General features: G+C 66.5%; 19 protein-coding genes. 8 read left to right on the top strand and 11 right to left on the bottom strand.

The features are described from left to right. Window positions 1-99: 99 nt before the first annotated feature. The 3 genes from sphsw_RS15320 (at window position 100) to sphsw_RS15310 (ending at window position 1622) form a co-directional block, all read left to right on the top strand. The gene (locus sphsw_RS15320; protein WP_031395816.1) at window positions 100-579 is read left to right on the top strand and encodes an ExbD/TolR family protein; all 480 of its coding nucleotides are present in this window, start codon (window positions 100-102) and stop codon (window positions 577-579) included. 33 nt (window positions 580-612) lie between these two features. Next, window positions 613-1041 (top strand): ExbD/TolR family protein, encoded by a 429-nt coding sequence (locus sphsw_RS15315; RefSeq protein WP_031395817.1) that lies wholly within the window; start codon window positions 613-615, stop codon window positions 1039-1041. A gap of 233 nt (window positions 1042-1274) precedes the next feature. Then, window positions 1275-1622, top strand: coding sequence for a tetratricopeptide repeat protein (locus tag sphsw_RS15310; RefSeq protein WP_235188414.1), 348 nt, complete (start codon window positions 1275-1277; stop codon window positions 1620-1622). A 93-nt stretch (window positions 1623-1715) separates the two neighbouring features. Here the strand turns inward: sphsw_RS15310 and dcd are convergent, their stop codons facing one another. Then, a complete protein-coding gene (dcd, locus tag sphsw_RS15305) occupies window positions 1716-2270 on the bottom strand; it encodes a dCTP deaminase (RefSeq protein ID WP_031395819.1) in 555 nt (184 codons plus the stop codon). A gap of 119 nt (window positions 2271-2389) precedes the next feature. Here dcd and sphsw_RS15300 point away from each other — a divergent pair, with 119 nt between their 5' ends. Continuing rightward, window positions 2390-3943 (top strand): porin, encoded by a 1554-nt coding sequence (locus tag sphsw_RS15300; protein ID WP_081874369.1) that lies wholly within the window; start codon window positions 2390-2392, stop codon window positions 3941-3943. Window positions 3944-3950: 7 nt separating this feature from the next. Here the strand turns inward: sphsw_RS15300 and sphsw_RS15295 are convergent, their stop codons facing one another. The 3 genes from sphsw_RS15295 to sphsw_RS15285 are packed head-to-tail and all read right to left on the bottom strand — an operon-like array spanning window position 3951 to window position 5581. Next, window positions 3951-4415, bottom strand: a complete 465-nt coding sequence (locus sphsw_RS15295; protein WP_031441367.1) for a cytidine deaminase — start codon at window positions 4413-4415, stop codon at window positions 3951-3953. After that, window positions 4412-5089, bottom strand: coding sequence for a GH25 family lysozyme (locus tag sphsw_RS15290; protein WP_031441366.1), 678 nt, complete (start codon window positions 5087-5089; stop codon window positions 4412-4414). Before sphsw_RS15290 ends, sphsw_RS15295 begins: the two co-directional genes overlap by 4 nt. Window positions 5090-5098: 9 nt before the next feature. After that, window positions 5099-5581 carry a UPF0262 family protein gene (locus sphsw_RS15285; protein ID WP_031395823.1) on the bottom strand — a complete coding sequence of 161 codons (483 nt, stop codon included), beginning with the start codon at window positions 5579-5581 and terminating at the stop codon, window positions 5099-5101. A 143-nt stretch (window positions 5582-5724) separates the two neighbouring features. Here sphsw_RS15285 and sphsw_RS15280 point away from each other — a divergent pair, with 143 nt between their 5' ends. Then, window positions 5725-7215, top strand: coding sequence for a replicative DNA helicase (locus sphsw_RS15280; protein ID WP_031395824.1), 1491 nt, complete (start codon window positions 5725-5727; stop codon window positions 7213-7215). 165 nt (window positions 7216-7380) lie between these two features. On the opposite strand, the gene sphsw_RS15275 is transcribed toward sphsw_RS15280, so the two are convergent. The 5 genes from sphsw_RS15275 to cobA form a co-directional block, all read right to left on the bottom strand. Beyond that, entirely contained in the window at window positions 7381-8133 is a 753-nt protein-coding gene (locus sphsw_RS15275; RefSeq protein ID WP_031441365.1) for a phosphoadenylyl-sulfate reductase, read from the bottom strand. Then, window positions 8126-8566, bottom strand: a complete 441-nt coding sequence (locus sphsw_RS15270; RefSeq protein WP_031395826.1) for a DUF934 domain-containing protein — start codon at window positions 8564-8566, stop codon at window positions 8126-8128. Before sphsw_RS15270 ends, sphsw_RS15275 begins: the two co-directional genes overlap by 8 nt. After that, window positions 8559-10190 (bottom strand): nitrite/sulfite reductase, encoded by a 1632-nt coding sequence (locus tag sphsw_RS15265; protein ID WP_031441364.1) that lies wholly within the window; start codon window positions 10188-10190, stop codon window positions 8559-8561. The genes sphsw_RS15270 and sphsw_RS15265 overlap by 8 nt, the downstream gene beginning before the upstream one ends. 273 nt (window positions 10191-10463) lie before the next feature. Next, a complete protein-coding gene (locus sphsw_RS15260; protein WP_031395828.1) occupies window positions 10464-10760 on the bottom strand; it encodes a DUF2849 domain-containing protein in 297 nt (98 codons plus the stop codon). Next, window positions 10757-11545 (bottom strand): uroporphyrinogen-III C-methyltransferase, encoded by a 789-nt coding sequence (gene cobA / locus sphsw_RS15255; protein ID WP_031441363.1) that lies wholly within the window; start codon window positions 11543-11545, stop codon window positions 10757-10759. Before cobA ends, sphsw_RS15260 begins: the two co-directional genes overlap by 4 nt. A 199-nt stretch (window positions 11546-11744) precedes the next feature. Here cobA and sphsw_RS15250 point away from each other — a divergent pair, with 199 nt between their 5' ends. Further along, window positions 11745-13562, top strand: a complete 1818-nt coding sequence (locus sphsw_RS15250) for a DUF885 domain-containing protein (protein ID WP_031441362.1) — start codon at window positions 11745-11747, stop codon at window positions 13560-13562. A gap of 63 nt (window positions 13563-13625) precedes the next feature. On the opposite strand, the gene astD is transcribed toward sphsw_RS15250, so the two are convergent. Beyond that, a complete protein-coding gene (gene astD, locus sphsw_RS15245; RefSeq protein WP_031441361.1) occupies window positions 13626-15038 on the bottom strand; it encodes a succinylglutamate-semialdehyde dehydrogenase in 1413 nt (470 codons plus the stop codon). 69 nt (window positions 15039-15107) lie between these two features. Then, a complete protein-coding gene (locus sphsw_RS15240) occupies window positions 15108-16487 on the bottom strand; it encodes a protein adenylyltransferase SelO (protein ID WP_031441360.1) in 1380 nt (459 codons plus the stop codon). Between the two features lie 37 nt (window positions 16488-16524). Between sphsw_RS15240 and sphsw_RS15235 the strand changes: the two genes are divergently transcribed. Next, the gene (locus sphsw_RS15235) at window positions 16525-17406 is read left to right on the top strand and encodes an alpha/beta fold hydrolase (RefSeq protein ID WP_031441359.1); all 882 of its coding nucleotides are present in this window, start codon (window positions 16525-16527) and stop codon (window positions 17404-17406) included. Window positions 17407-17468: 62 nt separating this feature from the next. After that, window positions 17469-18227, top strand: coding sequence for an SDR family oxidoreductase (locus sphsw_RS15230; protein ID WP_031441358.1), 759 nt, complete (start codon window positions 17469-17471; stop codon window positions 18225-18227). Window positions 18228-18369: the final 142 nt, after the last annotated feature.

Below are 18369 nucleotides of genomic sequence, written 5' to 3'. Positions count from 1 at the left end.
TAACTAAGACGCGAGAAAGGCGGGGCTGGTGTTCGCAGCAGCCCCGCTTCCTTCCCGCCGGCGGTGCCGGTGGCGATAAAAGAATAGGATAGTTCGCACATGGCGATGAGTGTTGGTGGCGATTCCACCGAGAAATCGATATCGGACATCAATACGACGCCGCTGGTCGACGTCATGCTCGTGCTCCTGATCATCTTTCTGGTGACGACGACCGTCGCGGTCCAGGCGGTGCAGCTGAAGCTCCCCGAGGTCAAATTTGATCCGACCACGACCAAGCCCGAAAATGTCTCGCTGTCGGTGACGACAAATGGCGATGGCAGCTGTGCAGTGTATTGGAACATGACCCCGGTCACCTCGACCGAGCTGCTCGATCGCGCGGTCGCTAAGCTGAAGACCGAGATCGATCGTCAGGGTGGCGTGAATGCCGCAGGTCTTGAGCTGCCCGAGGCGCATATTCGCGGCGACGTGAACACGCCGTACAAGTGCATCGGCGGCACGATCTACACGATGCAGCGCGCCGGCTTCGCCCGCGTCGGCTTCATCTCCGAGCCGCCTCCCGGCGGCACCACCGAACGCTGACGATCGCTCGGACGTATTTAGGAGTAGTATAGAATGGCAATGGGCGGCGGCAAAGAAGATGACGGGCCGATGATGGAAATGAACATGACGCCGTTGATCGACGTCCTGCTCGTTCTCCTCATCATGTTCATCATCACGATCCCGATCCAGACGCACGCGGTCAAGGTCGACCTTCCGGTCAACAGCAAGAACCCGCCGCAGAACCCGATCGACCCCGAGAAGAACAAGATCTCGATCGACGCATCGGGCACGGTGGCCTGGAACGGGTCGCCGGTCGACGAGGTGACGCTGCGCCAGTATCTGGACCAGACCGCGGGCATGAACCCCGAGCCGGAACTTCACTTCCAGCCGGACCCGCAGGCGCGGTACGAAGTCGTCGATCGCACTTTGGCCGTCGTGAAGCGGTCTTCGATCACGAAGCTCGGCTTCATCGGTAACGAGCAGTATCGCAACGACTTCTAAGTCACGCGACACGATCGATACGATGCCAGGGGCGGTCCGCAAGGGCCGCCCCTTTTGCATGTCCGACGTCCATGACACCGGGGGCGGAAAGAGCGTCGGCATGCCGCGCGCGCACCTCACGGCCTTACCAGGGCGATATCCGTAAAAATGCCATATTGCGCTCCAGTCATCGAAGTGACACAACAGTGTCACAAAAGTGAAACCTTTCGACTCAGAAGGGCGATGGAGACGGGATGATGCGCAAATTCGGCCTTGTAGTTCTTGCCCTTGTCGGCGCGGCAGCACCGGCGTTCGCGGCGGATCAGAATGGCTATCAGGCGATCGTGTCGGGCGATCTGGCCGCGGCCGAACGCCATATCCTGGCGGAACAGGCGGTCTATCCGGGTCGCCCCGAACTGATGCTCAACCTTGCCGCGGTTTACCGGCGGACCGGCCGCGAGGCGGACGCTCGGGCGCTGTACAAGCGCGTGCTCGAACGCCGCGACATCGCGATGGACCTGCCCTCGGGTGCGGTGGCCTCGTCGCATGATCTGGCACGGCGCGCGCTCGGCGTGGCCCCGGTGCAGATCGCCACGCGCTAAGCTAAGGCCGTCGCGCTCGCCCGGCGCCGGTTCTGTGGTTCCGGTAGTAAGCTAGCGCTGGCGTCGACCTCGTGCGGTCGACGCCTGAGGCGGTCAGAGTCGGGGCAGGGTGACCCCGCGCTGGCCCATATATTTGCCTGCGCGGTCGGCATAGCTGATCTCGCACGGCTCATTGCCGCGCAGGAACAGGAACTGGCAGGCGCCCTCGTTCGCGTAGATCTTGGCGGGGAGCGGCGTGGTGTTCGAGAATTCTAGCGTCACATGGCCCTCCCATTCGGGTTCGAGCGGCGTGACGTTGACGATGATCCCGCAGCGCGCATAGGTCGATTTGCCCAGACAGATCACTAGCGTATCGCGTGGGATGCGGAAATATTCGACCGTCCGCGCCAGCGCAAAGCTGTTCGGCGGGATGATGCAGACATCGGTCTTGCGGTCGACGAAGCTGTTCGCGTCGAAATTCTTCGGATCGACGATCGCACTGTCGACATTGGTGAAGATCTTGAACTCGTCGGCGACGCGCGCGTCATAGCCATACGAGGACAGCCCGTAGCTGATACAGCCGTCGCGGCGCTGCGCCTCGTGAAATGGCTCGATCATCGCATCGCCCAGCGCGCGTTCGCGAATCCAGCGGTCGGACATGACGGACATGAGACATTCCCCTTTTCGCCGCTGCTTTCGCGCGGATGGTCGATGGCGGCAAGAGCGCGCGCACGCAGAGAGCGTTTTTGCCGTTGCAGCCGGCGTGTCGGGCCGTCATGGGGCGCGGCATGAACCAGATTCGGCAGCCTTTTCCGCGCGGTACGTCCGTCGAGCCACAGCTTCCGGACCATGATGACGAGCGGAACCGCGCCGCGATCCGCGCGCGCCGCGCCAGCCGCTATGTGCGGATCGCGCTGGCCGGATCGATCGCGCTGTCGGGCGGCGCGGCGCAGGCGCAGTCGGTGCAGGACCTGCAACGCCAGATCGACGAGCTGAAGGCTACGATCGCCGAGCTCAAGGCCGCGCAGAACGGACCGATTGCCCAAACGGCGCCAGTTACTGCGCCAGCCACCGCGCCAGCCACCGCGCCGATCGCGGTTGCGGCAACGTCTGCGCCCGCCCCGGCGCCGAAGCTGGCAACAGCGGTCGCGCCATCGACGCAATTGGCCGCGGCGACGCCCGAGCCGAAGCGCGCCTGGTATGATCGCATCGCGATCCGCGGCTATACGCAGATGCGGTTCAACGAGATCGTGTCGGGCGATCGCACCGCGCCCGACGGCCAGTCGCGGTTGCGATCAGTGCATGACGGCAGCATCGGCGACAATACGGGCTTCTCGCTCCGCCGCGTCCGGCTGGTCCTGCAGGGCGATATGACCGACCGTGTGTCCTTCTATCTCCAGCCCGACTTCGCGGTGAACGTCAGCAACCAGTCGGGCGGCGAGCGGCGCGAGGGCTTTGCCCAGCTGCGCGACGCCTATGTCGACACGTTCCTCGACGCAGATCGCCGCTTCCGGCTGCGGTTCGGGCAGTCGAAGGTGCCCTTCGGCTGGGAGAATATGCAGTCCTCGTCGAATCGCATCACGATCGATCGCAGCGACGGGATCAACAGCGCGGTCCCCGGGGAGCGCGATCTGGGCATCGTCGCCTATTACACGCCCACCGGCGTGCAACGGATCTGGGATCGCCTCGAGGAGGACGGCCAGAAACTGTTCGGCAATTACGGCGCGTTCGCGCTCGGCGTGTATAACGGCCAGGGGATCAGCCGTTCGGAGACCAATGACGGCGCGATGACGGTGGCGATGGCGACCTGGCCGTTCGCGCTCGACGGGCTTGGCGGGGCGTTCAGCGGACAGGTGTTGGAGGTCGGCGCGGCGGCCATCCGTAATCGCGTCCAGCCCGAACTGCGCAGCGGCGGGGTCAGCGACACGAGCTTTGCCGACGAGCGGCTCGGCGTCCACGCGATCCTCTATCCGCAGCCCTTCGGGTTCCAGGCGGAGTGGAACTGGGGCCGCGGCCCCGAATATGACGACGCGTCACAGTCGATTACGACCAAGCGGCTGAACGGCGGCTATGTCCAGGCGATGGCGCGTGTGCGGTCGTCGCCGCTCGGTCCGTTCATGCCCTATGCGCGCCGGCAATATTATCGCGGCGGGTGGAAGGCGCTGCCCAACGCGCCGCGGCTCGAGACCGACGAGTTCGAGCTGGGGATCGAGTTCCAGCCGACCCCGCCGATCGAGCTGACCGTCGCCTATGCGCGGATGACACGGCGCGAGGCCGACGAACGCCGCGAGGGCCGGGCGGAGGGCGATTTGATCCGCACGCAGCTGCAGTTCAACTACTGACCGCGGCTCAGCCGATCCCGAGGTCCGCCGGGCCGAACGCATCGGGGAGAAGCTCCGACAGGCGGTAGCTGCGGACAGCCTCGCCCTGCGCCGCGCCGCAATGCACGGGGAGATCGCGCCCGCCCATCTGCGCCGCCTCGTTGATCACCTGGCGGCACCGTCCGCAGGGGCTCACCGGGGCGAGGCCGGTGGCGATGCCGTCCGCATCCATCGCGCCGCCGATCACGCCGATCGCAACGACGTCACGCAGGCGGCCCTGCGCGCTTGCGGTCGCCAGCGCGACGGTTTCGGCGCAAAGCGACAGGCCGTAGCTCGCATTCTCGAAATTGGCGGCGGTGATCACGCTGCCGTCGTCGAGCAGCACCGCGGCGCCGACCGCGAATCGCGAATAGGGCGCATGCGCGTGACGCGCGGCGTCGCGCGCCGCGGCGATCAGGCGGGTTGCCTGATCGGTATCGAAACCATCGTTCATCCTGCCACCACGTCCCAGTTCACCGGTCCCTCGATTCCCTCGACACGCCGAAAATTGCTCGCGCGCCACATTCGCCATGGCCGTGCCGCATAATCGGGCTTGAGCAGATTGGCCATCGCCCAGACCGGCCGCGGCAGTGCCGCCGACAACGCATAGCTGCCCTCGACCGACTTGCCGATCCGCAGCAGGACAGGCTTGCCGGTATGCGTCTCCACCATCGTCACGAAGCGCGTCAGATCGGCGACCAGCGCGGCCTTTTCAGGGCGGGCGACGCAATCATCACGGAACTGCACATCGACGGCGACGGGCAGCGCATCGGCGGCGGCGGGCACGAAGGTATTGAACGCATTCGCCTGATCGACCGCGGGCTGGCACAGCGAATAGATGTGCACCGCGCCGCGCCGCAGCCCGGCTTCGGGAAGCGCCGCCCAGTTCGCCTCGAATGCCGGATCGCGGCGATCCTTGCCCGAGGTCGCGACGATATAGGCGAAGTCGACGCCGCGCGCGCGCACCGTTCCCCATTCGACCGGCGCGGGATTTTCACCCAGGTCGACGCCTTGCAGCGGATAGGTCTCGGTCGCGGGATGCCACTGCGTCGCATAGGCCCAGCCGCCAATCGCGATGCCGCCCGTGCCGAACAGCAGGGTCGCAAGCTTCAGCAATGTCGTTGCCATCAGCGTTGCTCAGCCACGCAGATGAAGGACGCAGATGAGCGTGAACAACCGGCGGGCGGTGTCGAAATCGACCTCGATCTTGCCCGACAGCCGGTCCTTGAGCAGCTCGGCGGCCTCGTTGTGGACGCCGCGACGGGCCATGTCGACGGTTTCGATCTGCGCAGGCGAGGACTGGCGAATCGCCTGGTAATAGCTGTCGCAGATCGCGAAATAGTCCTTGATCGGTCGGCGGAAACGGCCGAGCGCGAGCACCAGTGTCTCAAGATGCGTGTCGTCCTCACGATGGATGTGAATGCCGAGACGGCCTTCCTCCGTCTCGAGCCTGATGCGGTACGGGCCGGCATAGCCATCGGCATGCTGGCGCTGCGGCGCGAAATAATTGCCCTCGATCAGGTCGAAGATCGCGATCCGGCGTTCCTGCTCGATATCCGCGGAACGCCACGCAATCGTGCGCTCGTCGAGCTGTATGTCGATGATCCGCGGGTCGGCCATGCCATGTGCGATAGCGATGGTCGTAACGCGTGTCACTTGTCGCCTGCACCGGCGGCCGCCGATCGCGGCGGGCTGGTCGACTTATCCCCATCATTCTGGCGCAGTTGGCTTGGAGCGATCGCGCGCAGTGCGTAGAACGCAGTATGGCAACCCTCGCATTCCCCGTCCCCGCCGTGGCCGAACCACAGCAGCTTCCCCGCAACGTCGAGGCCGAAGCCGCGATGCTCGGCGCGATGATGATCGACAACCGGCTCGCCGACGATCTGGTCGACAAGCTCGAACCCACGCATTTCTTCGAACCCGTGCACGGGCGCATCTTCGCCGCGATCAAGACTCTGCGCGGCAACGACATGCTGGTGACGCCGGTCACTCTGCGGCCGATGTTCGACGCGGACGAGGGCATGCGCGAGCTGGGCGGCCCCGCCTATCTCGCCGGCCTCACGGGCAGCGGCGCAGGGCTGATCGGTGCGCGCCAGTTCGCGCAGCAGATCTATGACCTGGCGATGCTGCGTGCGCTCGTCTCGGTCGGCCGCACCCTGGTCGACCGCGCGATGGATACGTCCGAGGAGGTCAATCCGCGTGCGCAGATCGAACTTGCCGAGGAGGAATTGTTCAAGGTCGCCGCCGATGGCGGGGCGGAGAACTCGGTGAAAACGTTCGCGCAGGCGACCACCGCGGCGGTCAAGATGGCCGAGCGGGCGCTCAACTCGGGCGGCAATCTGTCGGGCGTGACGACGGGTATCGATTCGATCAACGCCAAGATCGGCGGCATGCATCACAGCGATCTCATGATCCTGGCCGGGCGTCCGGGCATGGGCAAGACGTCGCTCGCCACCAACATCGCGTTCAACGCCGCGCGGCGCTGGATGCGCGACATGGCCGACGGGATCGCGCCGAAGGATTCGGTCGGCGCGAAGGTCGCGTTCTTCAGCCTCGAAATGTCCGCGGATCAGCTGGCGACGCGTATTCTCGCCGAGCAGTCGCAGATCAGTTCCGAATCGCTCCGCATGGGCAAGATCAGCCGCACCGAGTTCGCGCAGCTTGCGGCCGCGGCGGCTGAGCTCGAGAACCTGCCGCTGTTCATCGACGACACGGGCGGCCTGTCGATCGGCGCGCTGCACACGCGCGTCCGCCGGCTGCAGCGTCGCCACAATAACGAGATCGGGCTCGTGGTGGTCGACTATCTCCAGCTGCTGTCGGGGTCGGGCAAGAGCAAGGACGGCAACCGCGTCCAAGAAATCTCCGAGATTTCGCGCGGGCTGAAAACGCTGGCGAAGGATCTGAACGTGCCGGTGCTGGCACTGTCGCAGCTGAGCCGCGCGGTCGAAAGCCGCGAGGACAAGACGCCGATGCTGTCAGATCTTCGCGAATCGGGGTCGATCGAGCAGGATGCGGACATGGTCTGGTTCGTGTACCGCGAGGATTATTACGTCGCGTCGAAGGAGCCCAAGCGTCCGGCCGAAGGCGACAGCGCGAAGATCTTCGAGGATCACGCGTCCTGGGCAGCCGAAATGGAGCGCGTCTACGGCTTGGCCGAGCTGATCATCGCCAAGCAGCGTCACGGCGCGACCGGCAAGGTGCGGATGAAGTTCGATCCGACGATCACGAAGTTCTCGGATCTGGCGGAATATTGAGGCGCTCATCTCCCTCTCCCCGCGGGGGAGAGGGAAGGGGCCCGCGGCACTTGCCGTGGGAAGGGTGAGGGGTGTGAGACGCGGGACGGTTGATCCCAACGCCCCTCTCCCTTCCGTCGCCTACGGCTCCTCCCTCCCTCTCCCCAAAGGGGCGAGGGAATTCAGTCAGATGATCGGGTCGTAACCCCCGGGGGCGTGGATGCCGCATTCGACCTTGTCGAAGCTGCGCCAACGCCCCGCGCGCGGATCCTCGCCAGGTGCGACCTTGGTCGTGCACGGCGCGCAGCCGATCGAGAGATAGCCCTGTGCCTCGAGCGGATGCCGCGGCAGATCATGCTCGGCGAAATAGGCATCGAGCCGCTCCTTGTCCCAGTCGGCGAGCGGGTTGATCTTCAGCCGGCCCTCATCCTCCTCGAACCGCGGCAGCGCGGTGCGCGTGCCCGACTGGAAGCCCTTGCGCCCCGAGATCCACGCGTCGAACGGCGCGAGCGCTCGACGCAGCGGCTCGACCTTGCGCAGGTCGCAGCAGCCATCGGGGTCGTAGGACCAGCGTTCGCCCGCACGATCCTTGACCGCGAGCAGCCGCGGATCGGGTCTGAACACGCGCAGGTCGGTGAGGCCCAGCCGTTCGGCCAGCGCATCACGATAGGCGAGCGTCTCGCCGAACATCTTCTGCGTGTTGGTGAAGATCACCGGCACGTCGACATCGACCTGCGCGACCATGTGCAGCAGCACCGCCGATTCGGCACCGAAGGACGAAACCGACGCGATCCGCCCGGCCAGCTCGCTGGTCAGCAGCTCGCGCAGCATCTGCGCGGCAGGAACGCCGGCGAACCGGTCCTGCATCGCCTGTGCATCCGCCTTGGTGAAGGCGGGGGTGACGTCGATCGTGTCGATCCGGCGGAGCGCTTCACCCATGGCGCAGCTTCCAGACCGGCACGGCGCCGTCCGCCGCCTTCTGATAGGGCGTGTCGTAGCGCGCGAGGCTGGCGCGGAGCACGTCGATATCGATCGGGGCCTCGGGCGCGAAGCTGTCGAAGCCGCAGCGGCGCATCAGCGGAATCTGGTCGACGAGCACGTCGCCCGCCGCACGCAGCTCGCCGGTATAGCCCGCCTCGCGCAGGATCCGCGCCGCGGAATAGCCGCGGCCGTCGCGATAGCCGGGAAAGCTCACCTCGATCAGCGCGAGCTGGTCGATCTGCGGCAACAGCGCGCGCGCATCGTCACCCGCCTCGAGGCGAACGGCCGCCGCATTGCTCTGGCCGATGAACGAATCGAGCGTCACCGCGGGCTCGTCATGCGGCTCGTCGTCGCGGAAGCGGAGCAGCGTCTGGTCCGGATACTCAACCATAGATCGCCTCCTTGAACGTCTCGAAGCCGACGCGGCGGTAGGTGTCGAGGAACCGCTCGCCGGGATCGCGCACCTGGAGATATCGGTCGGTGACGCGTTCGATCGCGTCGACCACGCCGTCCTCCGAGAATCCGGGGCCGGTGATCTTGGCGAGACTGACATCCTCCGCGCCCGATCCGCCGAGCGAGAGCTGGTAATTTTCGGTGCCCTTCTTGTCGACGCCGAGGATGCCAATGTGGCCGGCGTGGTGATGCCCACAGGCGTTGATGCAGCCGCTGATCTTGAGCTTCAATTCGCCCAGGTCGCGCTGGCGATCGAGACTGCCGAAGCGCGTCGCGATCTTCTGTGCGAGCGGGATCGAGCGTGCGTTGGCGAGGCTGCAATAATCGAGACCGGGGCAGGCGATGATGTCGCTGATCAGGTCGAGATTGGCCTCGGCCAGACCGGCCTCGTTCAGCGTCGACCACACCGCGTGCAGATCGGCCATGCGGACGTGCGGCAGGACGATGTTCTGCGCATGCGTGACGCGCAGTTCGTCGAAGCTGTAGCGCGTGCCGAGATCGGCCATCACGTCGATCTGGTCCGCCGACGCATCGCCGGGGATGCCGCCGACGGGCTTCAGGCTGATGTTGACGATCGCATAGCCCGGCTGCTTGTGCGCCTTCACATTCTGGTCGAGCCAGACCGCGAAGTCGGGATCGCTGCGGTCGATCTCGGAGGACGCGTTTTCCTCGAATGCGGGCGCGCCGAAATGGCTCGTGATCCGCTCCAGCTCGGCGCGCGGCGGATCGAGGCCGAGGCCCTTCACTGCGGCGAATTCCTCCTCGACCTGGCGACGATATTCGTCGGGGCCGATCTCGTGCAGCAGGATCTTGATCCGCGCCTTGTAGATATTGTCGCGGCGACCGTAGCGATTGTAGACGCGCAGGCACGCCTCGAGATAGCTCATCAGATCGTCGGCGGGGACGAAATCGCGGATCTCGTGGCTGATCATCGGCGTGCGGCCCATGCCGCCACCGACATAGATCTTCGCGCCGAGTTCACCGTCGCGGACGTGCAGCCCGATGCCGATGTCGTGCAGCCGCATCGCCGCGCGATCCTCGTCCGCCGCGATCACGCAGATCTTGAACTTGCGCGGGAGGTAGGTGAATTCGGGGTGGAACGTGCTCCACTGACGGATCAGCTCGGCCCAGGGGCGCGGATCGGCGACCTCGTCCGCGGCGGCGCCGGCGAACTGGTCGGAACTGATGTTGCGGATGCAGTTGCCCGACGTCTGGATGGCATGCATCTGGACCGTCGACAGCTCTTGGAGGATGTCCGGGGTCTGGTCGAGCTGGATCCAGTTAAACTGGATGTTCTGCCGCGTCGTGAAATGCCCGTAGCCGCGATCATATTTGCGCGCGATGTGGCCGAGCATCCGCATCTGCCGTCCGTCGAGCGTGCCATAGGGCACCGCGACGCGCAGCATATAGGCATGCAGCTGGAGATACAGGCCGTTCATCAGGCGCAGCGGCTTGAACTGGTCCTCGGTCAGCTCGCCCGAGAGGCGGCGGCGGACCTGGTCGCGGAACTCGTCGACGCGCTGGTCGACGATGGCCTGGTCGTATTCGTCGTACTTATACATGGGGGGTTCCCGGTAGAATTTGGTTCACGCGGAGCCTGTCCTCAGCGAAGCCGAAGGGGCGCGATGGCGCGAAGAAGATTGGGTTCACGCGGAGGCGCGGAGACGCGGAGGAGAAAGACGAGGAAGGAACTCCCGCGCCAGCGGGCATCGAATCTGCCTCAATCAGCGATTGTAAGGGCCGCTGCGCGGCAAGGAAGACACCTCCGCGCCTCCGCGCCTCCGCGCGAACCATCTTCTCACTGCTCTCTTCGCGCCTTCGCGCCTTCGCGAGACTCATATCACCCAACTCCCCGCAGCCGGATCGGCCGGCTTGAGCGTAAGGTCGGGCCGCATCGTCGGACCCAGCGCACGGATGCGGTCCTTGATGTGCGCAGGGCGGGGGCCGTCTGCGGTCGCGGTCGCCTCGATCAGATAGGGGACGTTGACGCGGCGTGCGCCTTCCTCCGCCTGGAGGATCGATTCACCCGCGACGCCGACATCGGCCGCATCCTCGATATGGCGCGACCAGCCGTCGCCGGTCCACCAGATCACGTCGCCGGTGGGAAGGTCGTTTCCAGTCAGGAGCTTCATGCGGCGGCCTCTGCAATTCGTGCCCAGCGGGCGAGCTTGTCCTGCGCGTCGGAGAGTTCGACGACCTCACCGACGACGATGATCGCGGGGCTCTTGACCGCCTCGCGCTGCACCATCGGGCCGAGATCGGCGAGCAGGGTCCGCATCGCACGGCTGCCCGATAGCGTGCCGCGCTCGAGCACCGCAACCGGCATGTCGGGCGCGACGCCATCGGCCATAAGCTTGTCGGCGATATCGGTCGCGGTCGCGATGCCCATGTAGATGACGAGCGTACGGCCCTGGCCGGCGAGCCCCGACCAGTCCTGTTCGGTCAGACCCTTGCACTGGCCTGCGACGAAGCTGACCGCGCTCGAATGATCGCGGTGAGTGAGCGGGAGCATCGCCTCGGCCGCGCAACCCAGCGCGGCGGAGACCCCGGGGATCACCTCGACCGGCAGGCCCGCGGCACGGACCGCCTCGACCTCCTCGCCGCCGCGACCGAACACGAACGGATCGCCGCCCTTCAGCCGGACGACGATCGCGCCGGTCTTCACATGCGCGATGATCAGCGCGTTGATCGCCTCCTGCGGCAGCGTGTGGCGCGCGCGCTGCTTGGCGACCGAGATGCGCTGAGCGGCAGGCGGCGCGATGTCGAGCACGCGCGGATCGATCAGCCCGTCATGGACGACGACGTCGGCGATCTCGAGCGCGGCGACCGCACGTACGGTCAGCAGTCCGGGATCGCCGGGCCCCGCCCCGACGAGGATGACGCGCCCGCGGGCACCGGGGTCTAGCAAGCTTACCATGTCAGGAAGATGGGCTCTGGGGGGGCGATTGGCGAGCCCAGCATTATTTGCCCCGGGGCTAGTCCTGCTTTCCCACGCGGCGCGGGTGCCAACGCCGGAAACGTTCGCAGGCCCCGGTCACGGGCTGGTGGCAACGGAATCCGCGCGATAGGAAGGCGCGACGAACCGGGTAACCCGGACGCGATGGGGAACTTCGATAATGCGCCTGACCTGCCTTGCCGCCATGTTGCTGGCGACCACCTTCATCGGCGCGGTGCCGGTGTCGAGCCAGGCGCTGCCGCCGCCCGCGCCGATCGCCGGTGACGGCCCCGAGGATGCGAAGCTCAAGCAGCTTTTTTATGCCAGCGACGAGCGTGATCTGAAGAACGATCCGCTGCAGGCGATCTTCCGCGGTGATATGCGCTATGCCGATCGCTTCGGCGAATATCTGACCGATGCGCGCACCGCGCAGGACAAGCGCAATGTCGAGCAGGACTTGGCTGCGATCGCCGCGATCGATCGGGCGAAGCTGACGCGGGTCGACCAGATCGCCTATGACGTGTTCCGCAACGGCCGCGAGGTCGCGCTGCGCGGGTTCGCGCCGAACCTGGTCGCGATCGACCGGCTGCTGCCGCTCAGCCATTTCGGCGGTTTCCAGACCTTCTATCCTGATTTCGCGTCGGGCAAGGGCGGCGCGCCGTTCAAGACGATCGCGGATTACGAGAACAATCTGCGGCGTAATGCGGGCTATGCCGCGGTCTATGACCGGGCCATCGCGCGGTTCCGCGAGGGGATGGCGAAGGGCGTGGCCCAGCCCAAGCTGGTCGTGCGCAACATGATCGGCCAGTTCGACAATCTGATCGCCGAGGGTGTCGAGAAATCGACCTTCTACGCGCCGGTGACGATGTTCCCCGCGTCAATCCCGGCGGCCGACCGCACGCGCCTGACCGCGGCCTATGCCAAGCAGGTGCGCGAGGTGATCAATCCCGCGCATGTCCGGATGCGCGATTTCCTCGCCAACGAATATCTCGCCAAGGCGCGCGACACGGTCGGGCTGTCGGCGCTGCCGGGCGGTGCCGCGCTCTATGCCCAGCGGATCGAGGACAGCACGACGCTGCCGCTCGAGCCCGAGGCGGTGCATCAGCTCGGCCTGTCGGAGGTCGCGCGGATCACGCAGGCGATGGAGGCGCAGAAAGCTGCGGTCGGGTTCAAGGGCACGCTGGCCGCGTTCTTCGACCATCTGCGCACCGATCCGCGCTTCCAGCCCAAGTCGGCGGCGGCGGTGCGCGAGGGCTATGAGGCGATCGGCAAGCGGGTCAACGCGCGGATCGCGACACAATTCTCGCTGGTGCCCAAAAGTCCGCTCGAGATCCGTGCAGTGCCCGATTTCCGCGCGAAGACCGATGCGGCGGGGTCGTATCAGCAGGGGACGCCCGACGGCACGCGGCCGGGGATCTTCTACTACAACACCTATGACCTGCCGACGCGGTATCTGTGGGGGATGGAGACGCTCTACCTGCACGAGGCGGTGCCGGGGCATCATTACCAGATCAGCCTCGCGCAGGAGAATGTCGCGCTCCCCGCGTTCATCCGGTTCGGCGGCAACACCGCCTATGTCGAGGGCTGGGCGCTCTATGCCGAGACCTTGTGGAAGGAGCTGGGCGTCGAAAGCGACCCGTATCAGCGGATGGGTGGTTTGAACGACGAGATGCTGCGCGCGATGCGGCTGGTCGTCGATACCGGCATCCACGCCAAGGGATGGAGCCGCGACCAGGCGATCGCCTACATGCTCGCCAATTCGCCGATGGGACGGACCGACGCGACCGCCGAGGTCGAGCGCTACATCTCGATTCCCGGGCAGGCGCTGGCGTACAAGATCGGCCAGCTGACGATAATCAGGATGAAGGCCAAGACGCAGGCGGCGCAGGGTGCCGCGTTCGATCCGCGCGCCTTCCATGCGCAGGTGCTCGATACGGGCGCACTGCCGATGCCGGTCCTGGAGAAGAAGATCGACGACTGGTTGGGCGGGGCGAAGTAACCCCCATGATCCTCCCCCTGACGGGGGAGGATTTCAGTGCAGCTTTGGGGGCCGCTACCCGCCTCAGCCGTCGCGCAAGCCGATACCGATGCTGGCGCGCGCGCTTTCGGATTCGCTGCTGACGACCGGATAGGCGCAATAGTCGGCGGCGTAATAGGCGCTGGGGCGGTGGTTGCCCGACCAGCCGACGCCGCCGAACGGCGCGCCCGACGAGGCGCCGTTGGTGGGCTTGTTCCAGTTGACGATCCCGGCGCGGATATTGGCCCAGAACCGGTCGTAGAGCGCGGGCGTCTGACTGATCAGCGCGGCGGACAGGCCGTAGCGGGTGTTGTTCGCCTCTGCGATCGCGGCGTCGAAATCATCGGTGCGGAAGACCTGCAGGATCGGTCCGAACAGCTCGAGATCGGGGCGCTCCGCCATGTCGGTGACGTCGATCATCGCCGGGCGAAGGAAGGGCAGCGTATCGACCGGGCGTTCGAGATGCCGGATCGGCCGGCCGCCGCGCATCAGCAGCTCGAGAAAGCTCTCGGTCAGCTGGTCCGCCGCCTGGTTGTCGATCACCGGGCCCATGAACGGCGCCGGGTTCGCATGTGGCTCGTCGACGATGATCCGCGCGATCATCCGCTCGATCGTGTCGAGCAGCGGCTGGGCGAGCCGTTCCTGGACGATCAGCCGGCGCGCAGCGGTGCAGCGCTGGCCGGCGGTCGTGAAGGCGGACTGGACGACGAGCACCGCCGCCGTGTGCAGGTCCGGCGTGTCCCAGACCATGATCGGGTTGTTGCCGCCCATTTCGAGCGCCAGGATCTTCTCGGGCTTCTCGGCAAAGGCGCGGTTGAGCGCGAGGCCGGTCTGGGCCGAACCGGTGAAGAGCAGGCCGTCGATATCGGGATGCGCAGCCAGCGCCTTGCCCTCCGCGGGGCCGCCGACGAGCAGCCGGATGCAATCCTCGGGCACCCCGGCGGCGCGGTAGCACTCGACGAGGAACGCGCCCGATGCGGGGGTCTTTTCGGACGGCTTGAAGACGACCGCGTTGCCGGCGATCAAGGCGGGGACGATGTGGCCGTTGGGCAGGTGTGCCGGGAAATTATAGGGGCCGAGCACCGCGAGCACGCCGTGCGGCTTGTGGCGCAGCGCGACGCGGCTGTTCATCGGCGCCTCCATCCGGCGCTGCGCAGTGCGTTCGGCATAGGCGCTGACCGAGATGTCGACCTTGGCGATCACCGTCTCGACCTCGCCGCGCGCTTCCCAGATCGGCTTGCCCGTCTCGCGCGCGATCAGGTCGGTGAACGCGTCGTTGCGCTGGCGGACGACATTGGCGAACCGGCGCATCGTCTCGATCCGGAACGCGAGCGGCTTGGACGCCCAGCCGGCCCAGCCCGACCGCGCGGTCGCCACTTCGGTATCGACATCCCCGATCGGGTGACGCCACAACAGCGTACCGGTTGCGGGTTCATAGGAGAGGATCTCATCGGCCATATCGGGCTCTTGCCCCAATTTTAGAAGAGTTTCCACCATCCGCCGCACCGTCGGCCGCGGCACCCGCGTTCAGGCGAGCGCCTCGCCCATCGCCCGGATCGCCGCGACCTTCGCGGTAAGACGGCTCCAGTCGTCGGCGTCGGCGATCGGCGCCCAGATCGATTCCACCTCGTCGATCAGCAGGCTGCACGGCGTGCCCGACCAATAGGGATGGCTGCGATCCTTGCGCGCGGCATAGCCGCCAAGCGCGGCGCGGACCTCGTCCCAGTCGGGGCCGTAGCTTGCGGGAAGCTCGCCGCCGAACACATCGAAGAAGAACCGGTCGATACCCGCCCCGCTGGTCCGCAGCGCGCGTCCGGTCGCCTGGACGAGCGCGCGGTCGCTGTCCGGATCGCGCGGGCGGACGCCCAGCCGCCACAGGATCGCCGCGCCCACTTCAGCCTGATAGGCGGGGCCGAAACCGTCGAGCGCGGCGATCAGCGGATCGCTCTCGGCGATCGTGCGCAGCGATACCGCGAGCTGCATCACGTCCCAGTGGATCGCCTCGGGCTGGCGACCGAAGGCATACAGCCCCTGATGATCGAAATAGGCGGCGGTGAAGCCCGGGTCCCAGGTCGGCGCGAACCGCCACGGGCCATAGTCGAAGCTTTCGCCGGTAACGTTGATGTTGTCCGAATTGAGCACGCCGTGGACGAAGCCCGCCGCCATGTAGCGCGCCGCGAGTCGGGCGGTCCGCGCGACCACGAGCGCGAGGAGGCGAACCGGATCGTCGCCTTCCCCGTTCCCGTCCTCGTCGAACAGGTTGCGCAATGTATAGCCGACCAGCCGGCGCAGGGCGTCGTCGTCGCGATGATAGGCGAGGCGCTGGAACGTGCCGATCCGGACATGGCTGTGGCTAAGCCGGACCATGACCGCGGAGCGGGTTGGGCTCGGCTCGTCGCCGCGCTGCAGGTCCTCGCCGGTTTCGATCAGCGACAGCGTGCGCGAGGTCGGGACGTTCAGCGCCTCGAGCATCTCGGTCGCGAGGATCTCGCGTACGCCACCTTTCAGCGTGAGCCGACCATCGCCCGCGCGGCTCCACGGCGTCTGCCCCGACCCCTTGGTGCCGAGATCCATCAGGCGGCCGCGATCGTCGCGCATCTGGGCAAAGGTGAAGCCGCGCCCGTCGCCCAGATCGGGATTATAGTTGCGGAACTGATGACCGTGATAGCGCAAGGCAAGCGGGCCGGGCAGCGTGCCCGGCAACGGCGCGAACCGGCCGAAATGGCGGGTCCATTCGTCGTCGTCGAGCGTCGCCAGACCGACCTGTGCGGCGGCGCGATCGTTGCGGAAGCGGAGCTGGGTGCGGGGGAAATCGGCCGCCGCGACCGGATCGAAGAACGGGTCGCCGAGGTCGAGCAACGTGGTTTCGGGGCGATAGGCGGGGAAGGCTTGCGGGTCGATGGGCATGCGGCGATATGGTGGCCGCTACCCGAAGGACGCAACCATGGCCGCTTACGAAAACCTCTATTGGTGGTCCAGGGACGGGCTGCGGCTGCATGCGCGCGACTATCCGGGCGGCGGCGATGGCCGTCCGCCGATCATGTGCCTGCCGGGGCTGACGCGTAACGCGCGCGATTTCGATGCGCTCGCGGCGCGGCTCGCGGGGCGCTGGCGGCTGATCGCGATCGATCTCCGCGGACGCGGCGAGAGTGCCTATGCCAAGGATCCGATGTCCTATGTCCCGCTGACCTATGTGCAGGATGTCGAGGCGTTGCTGGCCGAGCACGGCATCGACCGGTTCGTCGCGTTCGGGACGTCGCTCGGCGGGATCGTCACGATGCTGATGGCGGGGCCGGCGCGCGGGCGAATCGCAGCCGCTTTGCTCAACGATGTCGGGCCCGAGATCGACGCGCAGGGCCTGTCGCGGATCCGCGGCTATGTCGGCAAGGCGAGCGTCTTTCCGACCTGGATGCATGCCGCGCGCTGCGTGTCGGAGAGCAATGCCGACGTCTATCCGGACTGGACGATCGAGGACTGGCTGGCGATGGCCAAGCGCATTTACCGGCTGAACAGCTCGGGCCGGATCGTGCTCGATTACGACCTGAAGATCGCCGAACCGTTCCGCGTGCCGGGCAGCGAGGCCGGACCGGACATGTGGCAGGCGCTGGCGGGCCTGCGCGAGATCCCGACGCTGATCGTGCGCGGTGGCCGGTCCGACCTGTTGTCCGCCGCGATCGCGGACAGGATGGTCGCATCGCTCGACCGCGCGACGCTCGTCACCGTGCCCGGGGTCGGTCATGCCCCGACGCTGAGCGAGCCGATCGTCCAGGCGCCGATCGACGAGCTGCTGGCGCAGGTGCTTGAGGGGGATGCTGTCCGCGCCTAGGGGACGGGGACGGGGCGTCGCAGCGACGCCTCGTCCCGCCTGCTCGATGACCGGAACAGCTTATGACCGCACCTGCCGACCTTCATGTGAATCATCGCTCCCTCGAGGGTCGACGCGCGATCATCACGGGAGGGACGACGGGCATCGGCCGGGCGATCGCGGTGCTGCTCGCGGCGGGGGGCGCCAAAGTCTATATCTGCGGTCACGATGCGGGTCATCTCGAGGACGCGCTCGTTTGCATCCGCGAGGTTGGCGAAGGCGACGGGATGGTCACCGAGCTTGCCGATCCGGACAAGGTCCGCGCCTTTTTCGATGCCGGCGAGGCGTATCTGGGCGGGTTCGACATCACCGTCGTCAACGCCTCGATCGCCGCGGGCGGGCTGACGCAGATGGACGAAGACGCGCTGCGCTACGCGATCGCGGTCAATTTCACCGCCTATCTGCTCAGCGCGCATCACGCCGCGCACCGGATGACGCCGATCGGCGATCTGGTCCTGATCGGTTCGCTCAGCGCGCATATCCTCGGGCCGAGCTCGACCGTCTATGCGGGCATCAAGTCGGGTATCGCCGGTTTCGCCGAGGCGCTGCGTCGCGAGCTGGGGCCCAAGGGGATCCGGGTGTCGCTGATCGAGCCGGGCAAGGTCGGCTCCAACATGCAATATCCCGACGTGCCCGACGAGAAGCAGCGGGAAATGATCGCAGCGGAGCAGATGCTGCGCGGCGAGGACATCGCCGCCGGCGTCGAGTTCCTGCTGACGCAGCCGACGCGGACGGTGATCCAGCAACTCGTGATCGTGCCCCGCGCGCTGGAGGGGGAATAGCGACACCGCTCATCCGTCCCGTTCGTGCTGAACGAAGTCGAAGCACCTCCGCCCGGGGCATGCCCTTCGACTTCGCTCAGGGCGAACGGGCATGGTGCGGGGCGGCCGAACAACCAGAATTTTAGGAGAATTGCATGTTCGA

This window comes from Sphingomonas sp. FUKUSWIS1 (assembly GCF_000733135.1).
Classification (GTDB): domain Bacteria; phylum Pseudomonadota; class Alphaproteobacteria; order Sphingomonadales; family Sphingomonadaceae; genus Sphingomonas; species Sphingomonas aerolata.
The sequence above is the reverse complement of the archived record's forward strand: the minus strand, read 5'-3'. Positions and strand labels throughout refer to the sequence as shown.

Bases quoted from the DNA above. Each gene is read 5' to 3' on its own strand.
- sphsw_RS15320 (WP_031395816.1), top strand. From the start codon at position 100: ATGGCGATGAGTGTTGGTGGCGATTCCACCGAGAAATCGATATCGGAC.
- sphsw_RS15315 (WP_031395817.1), top strand. From the start codon at position 613: ATGGCAATGGGCGGCGGCAAAGAAGATGACGGGCCGATGATGGAAATG.
- sphsw_RS15310 (WP_235188414.1), top strand. From the start codon at position 1,275: ATGATGCGCAAATTCGGCCTTGTAGTTCTTGCCCTTGTCGGCGCGGCA.
- dcd (WP_031395819.1), bottom strand. From the start codon at position 2,270: ATGTCCGTCATGTCCGACCGCTGGATTCGCGAACGCGCGCTGGGCGAT.
- sphsw_RS15300 (WP_081874369.1), top strand. From the start codon at position 2,390: ATGAACCAGATTCGGCAGCCTTTTCCGCGCGGTACGTCCGTCGAGCCA.
- sphsw_RS15295 (WP_031441367.1), bottom strand. From the start codon at position 4,415: ATGAACGATGGTTTCGATACCGATCAGGCAACCCGCCTGATCGCCGCG.
- sphsw_RS15290 (WP_031441366.1), bottom strand. From the start codon at position 5,089: ATGGCAACGACATTGCTGAAGCTTGCGACCCTGCTGTTCGGCACGGGC.
- sphsw_RS15285 (WP_031395823.1), bottom strand. From the start codon at position 5,581: ATGGCCGACCCGCGGATCATCGACATACAGCTCGACGAGCGCACGATT.
- sphsw_RS15280 (WP_031395824.1), top strand. From the start codon at position 5,725: ATGGCAACCCTCGCATTCCCCGTCCCCGCCGTGGCCGAACCACAGCAG.
- sphsw_RS15275 (WP_031441365.1), bottom strand. From the start codon at position 8,133: ATGGGTGAAGCGCTCCGCCGGATCGACACGATCGACGTCACCCCCGCC.
- sphsw_RS15270 (WP_031395826.1), bottom strand. From the start codon at position 8,566: ATGGTTGAGTATCCGGACCAGACGCTGCTCCGCTTCCGCGACGACGAG.
- sphsw_RS15265 (WP_031441364.1), bottom strand. From the start codon at position 10,190: ATGTATAAGTACGACGAATACGACCAGGCCATCGTCGACCAGCGCGTC.
- sphsw_RS15260 (WP_031395828.1), bottom strand. From the start codon at position 10,760: ATGAAGCTCCTGACTGGAAACGACCTTCCCACCGGCGACGTGATCTGG.
- cobA (WP_031441363.1), bottom strand. From the start codon at position 11,545: ATGGTAAGCTTGCTAGACCCCGGTGCCCGCGGGCGCGTCATCCTCGTC.
- sphsw_RS15250 (WP_031441362.1), top strand. From the start codon at position 11,745: ATGCGCCTGACCTGCCTTGCCGCCATGTTGCTGGCGACCACCTTCATC.
- astD (WP_031441361.1), bottom strand. From the start codon at position 15,038: ATGGCCGATGAGATCCTCTCCTATGAACCCGCAACCGGTACGCTGTTG.
- sphsw_RS15240 (WP_031441360.1), bottom strand. From the start codon at position 16,487: ATGCCCATCGACCCGCAAGCCTTCCCCGCCTATCGCCCCGAAACCACG.
- sphsw_RS15235 (WP_031441359.1), top strand. From the start codon at position 16,525: ATGGCCGCTTACGAAAACCTCTATTGGTGGTCCAGGGACGGGCTGCGG.
- sphsw_RS15230 (WP_031441358.1), top strand. From the start codon at position 17,469: ATGACCGCACCTGCCGACCTTCATGTGAATCATCGCTCCCTCGAGGGT.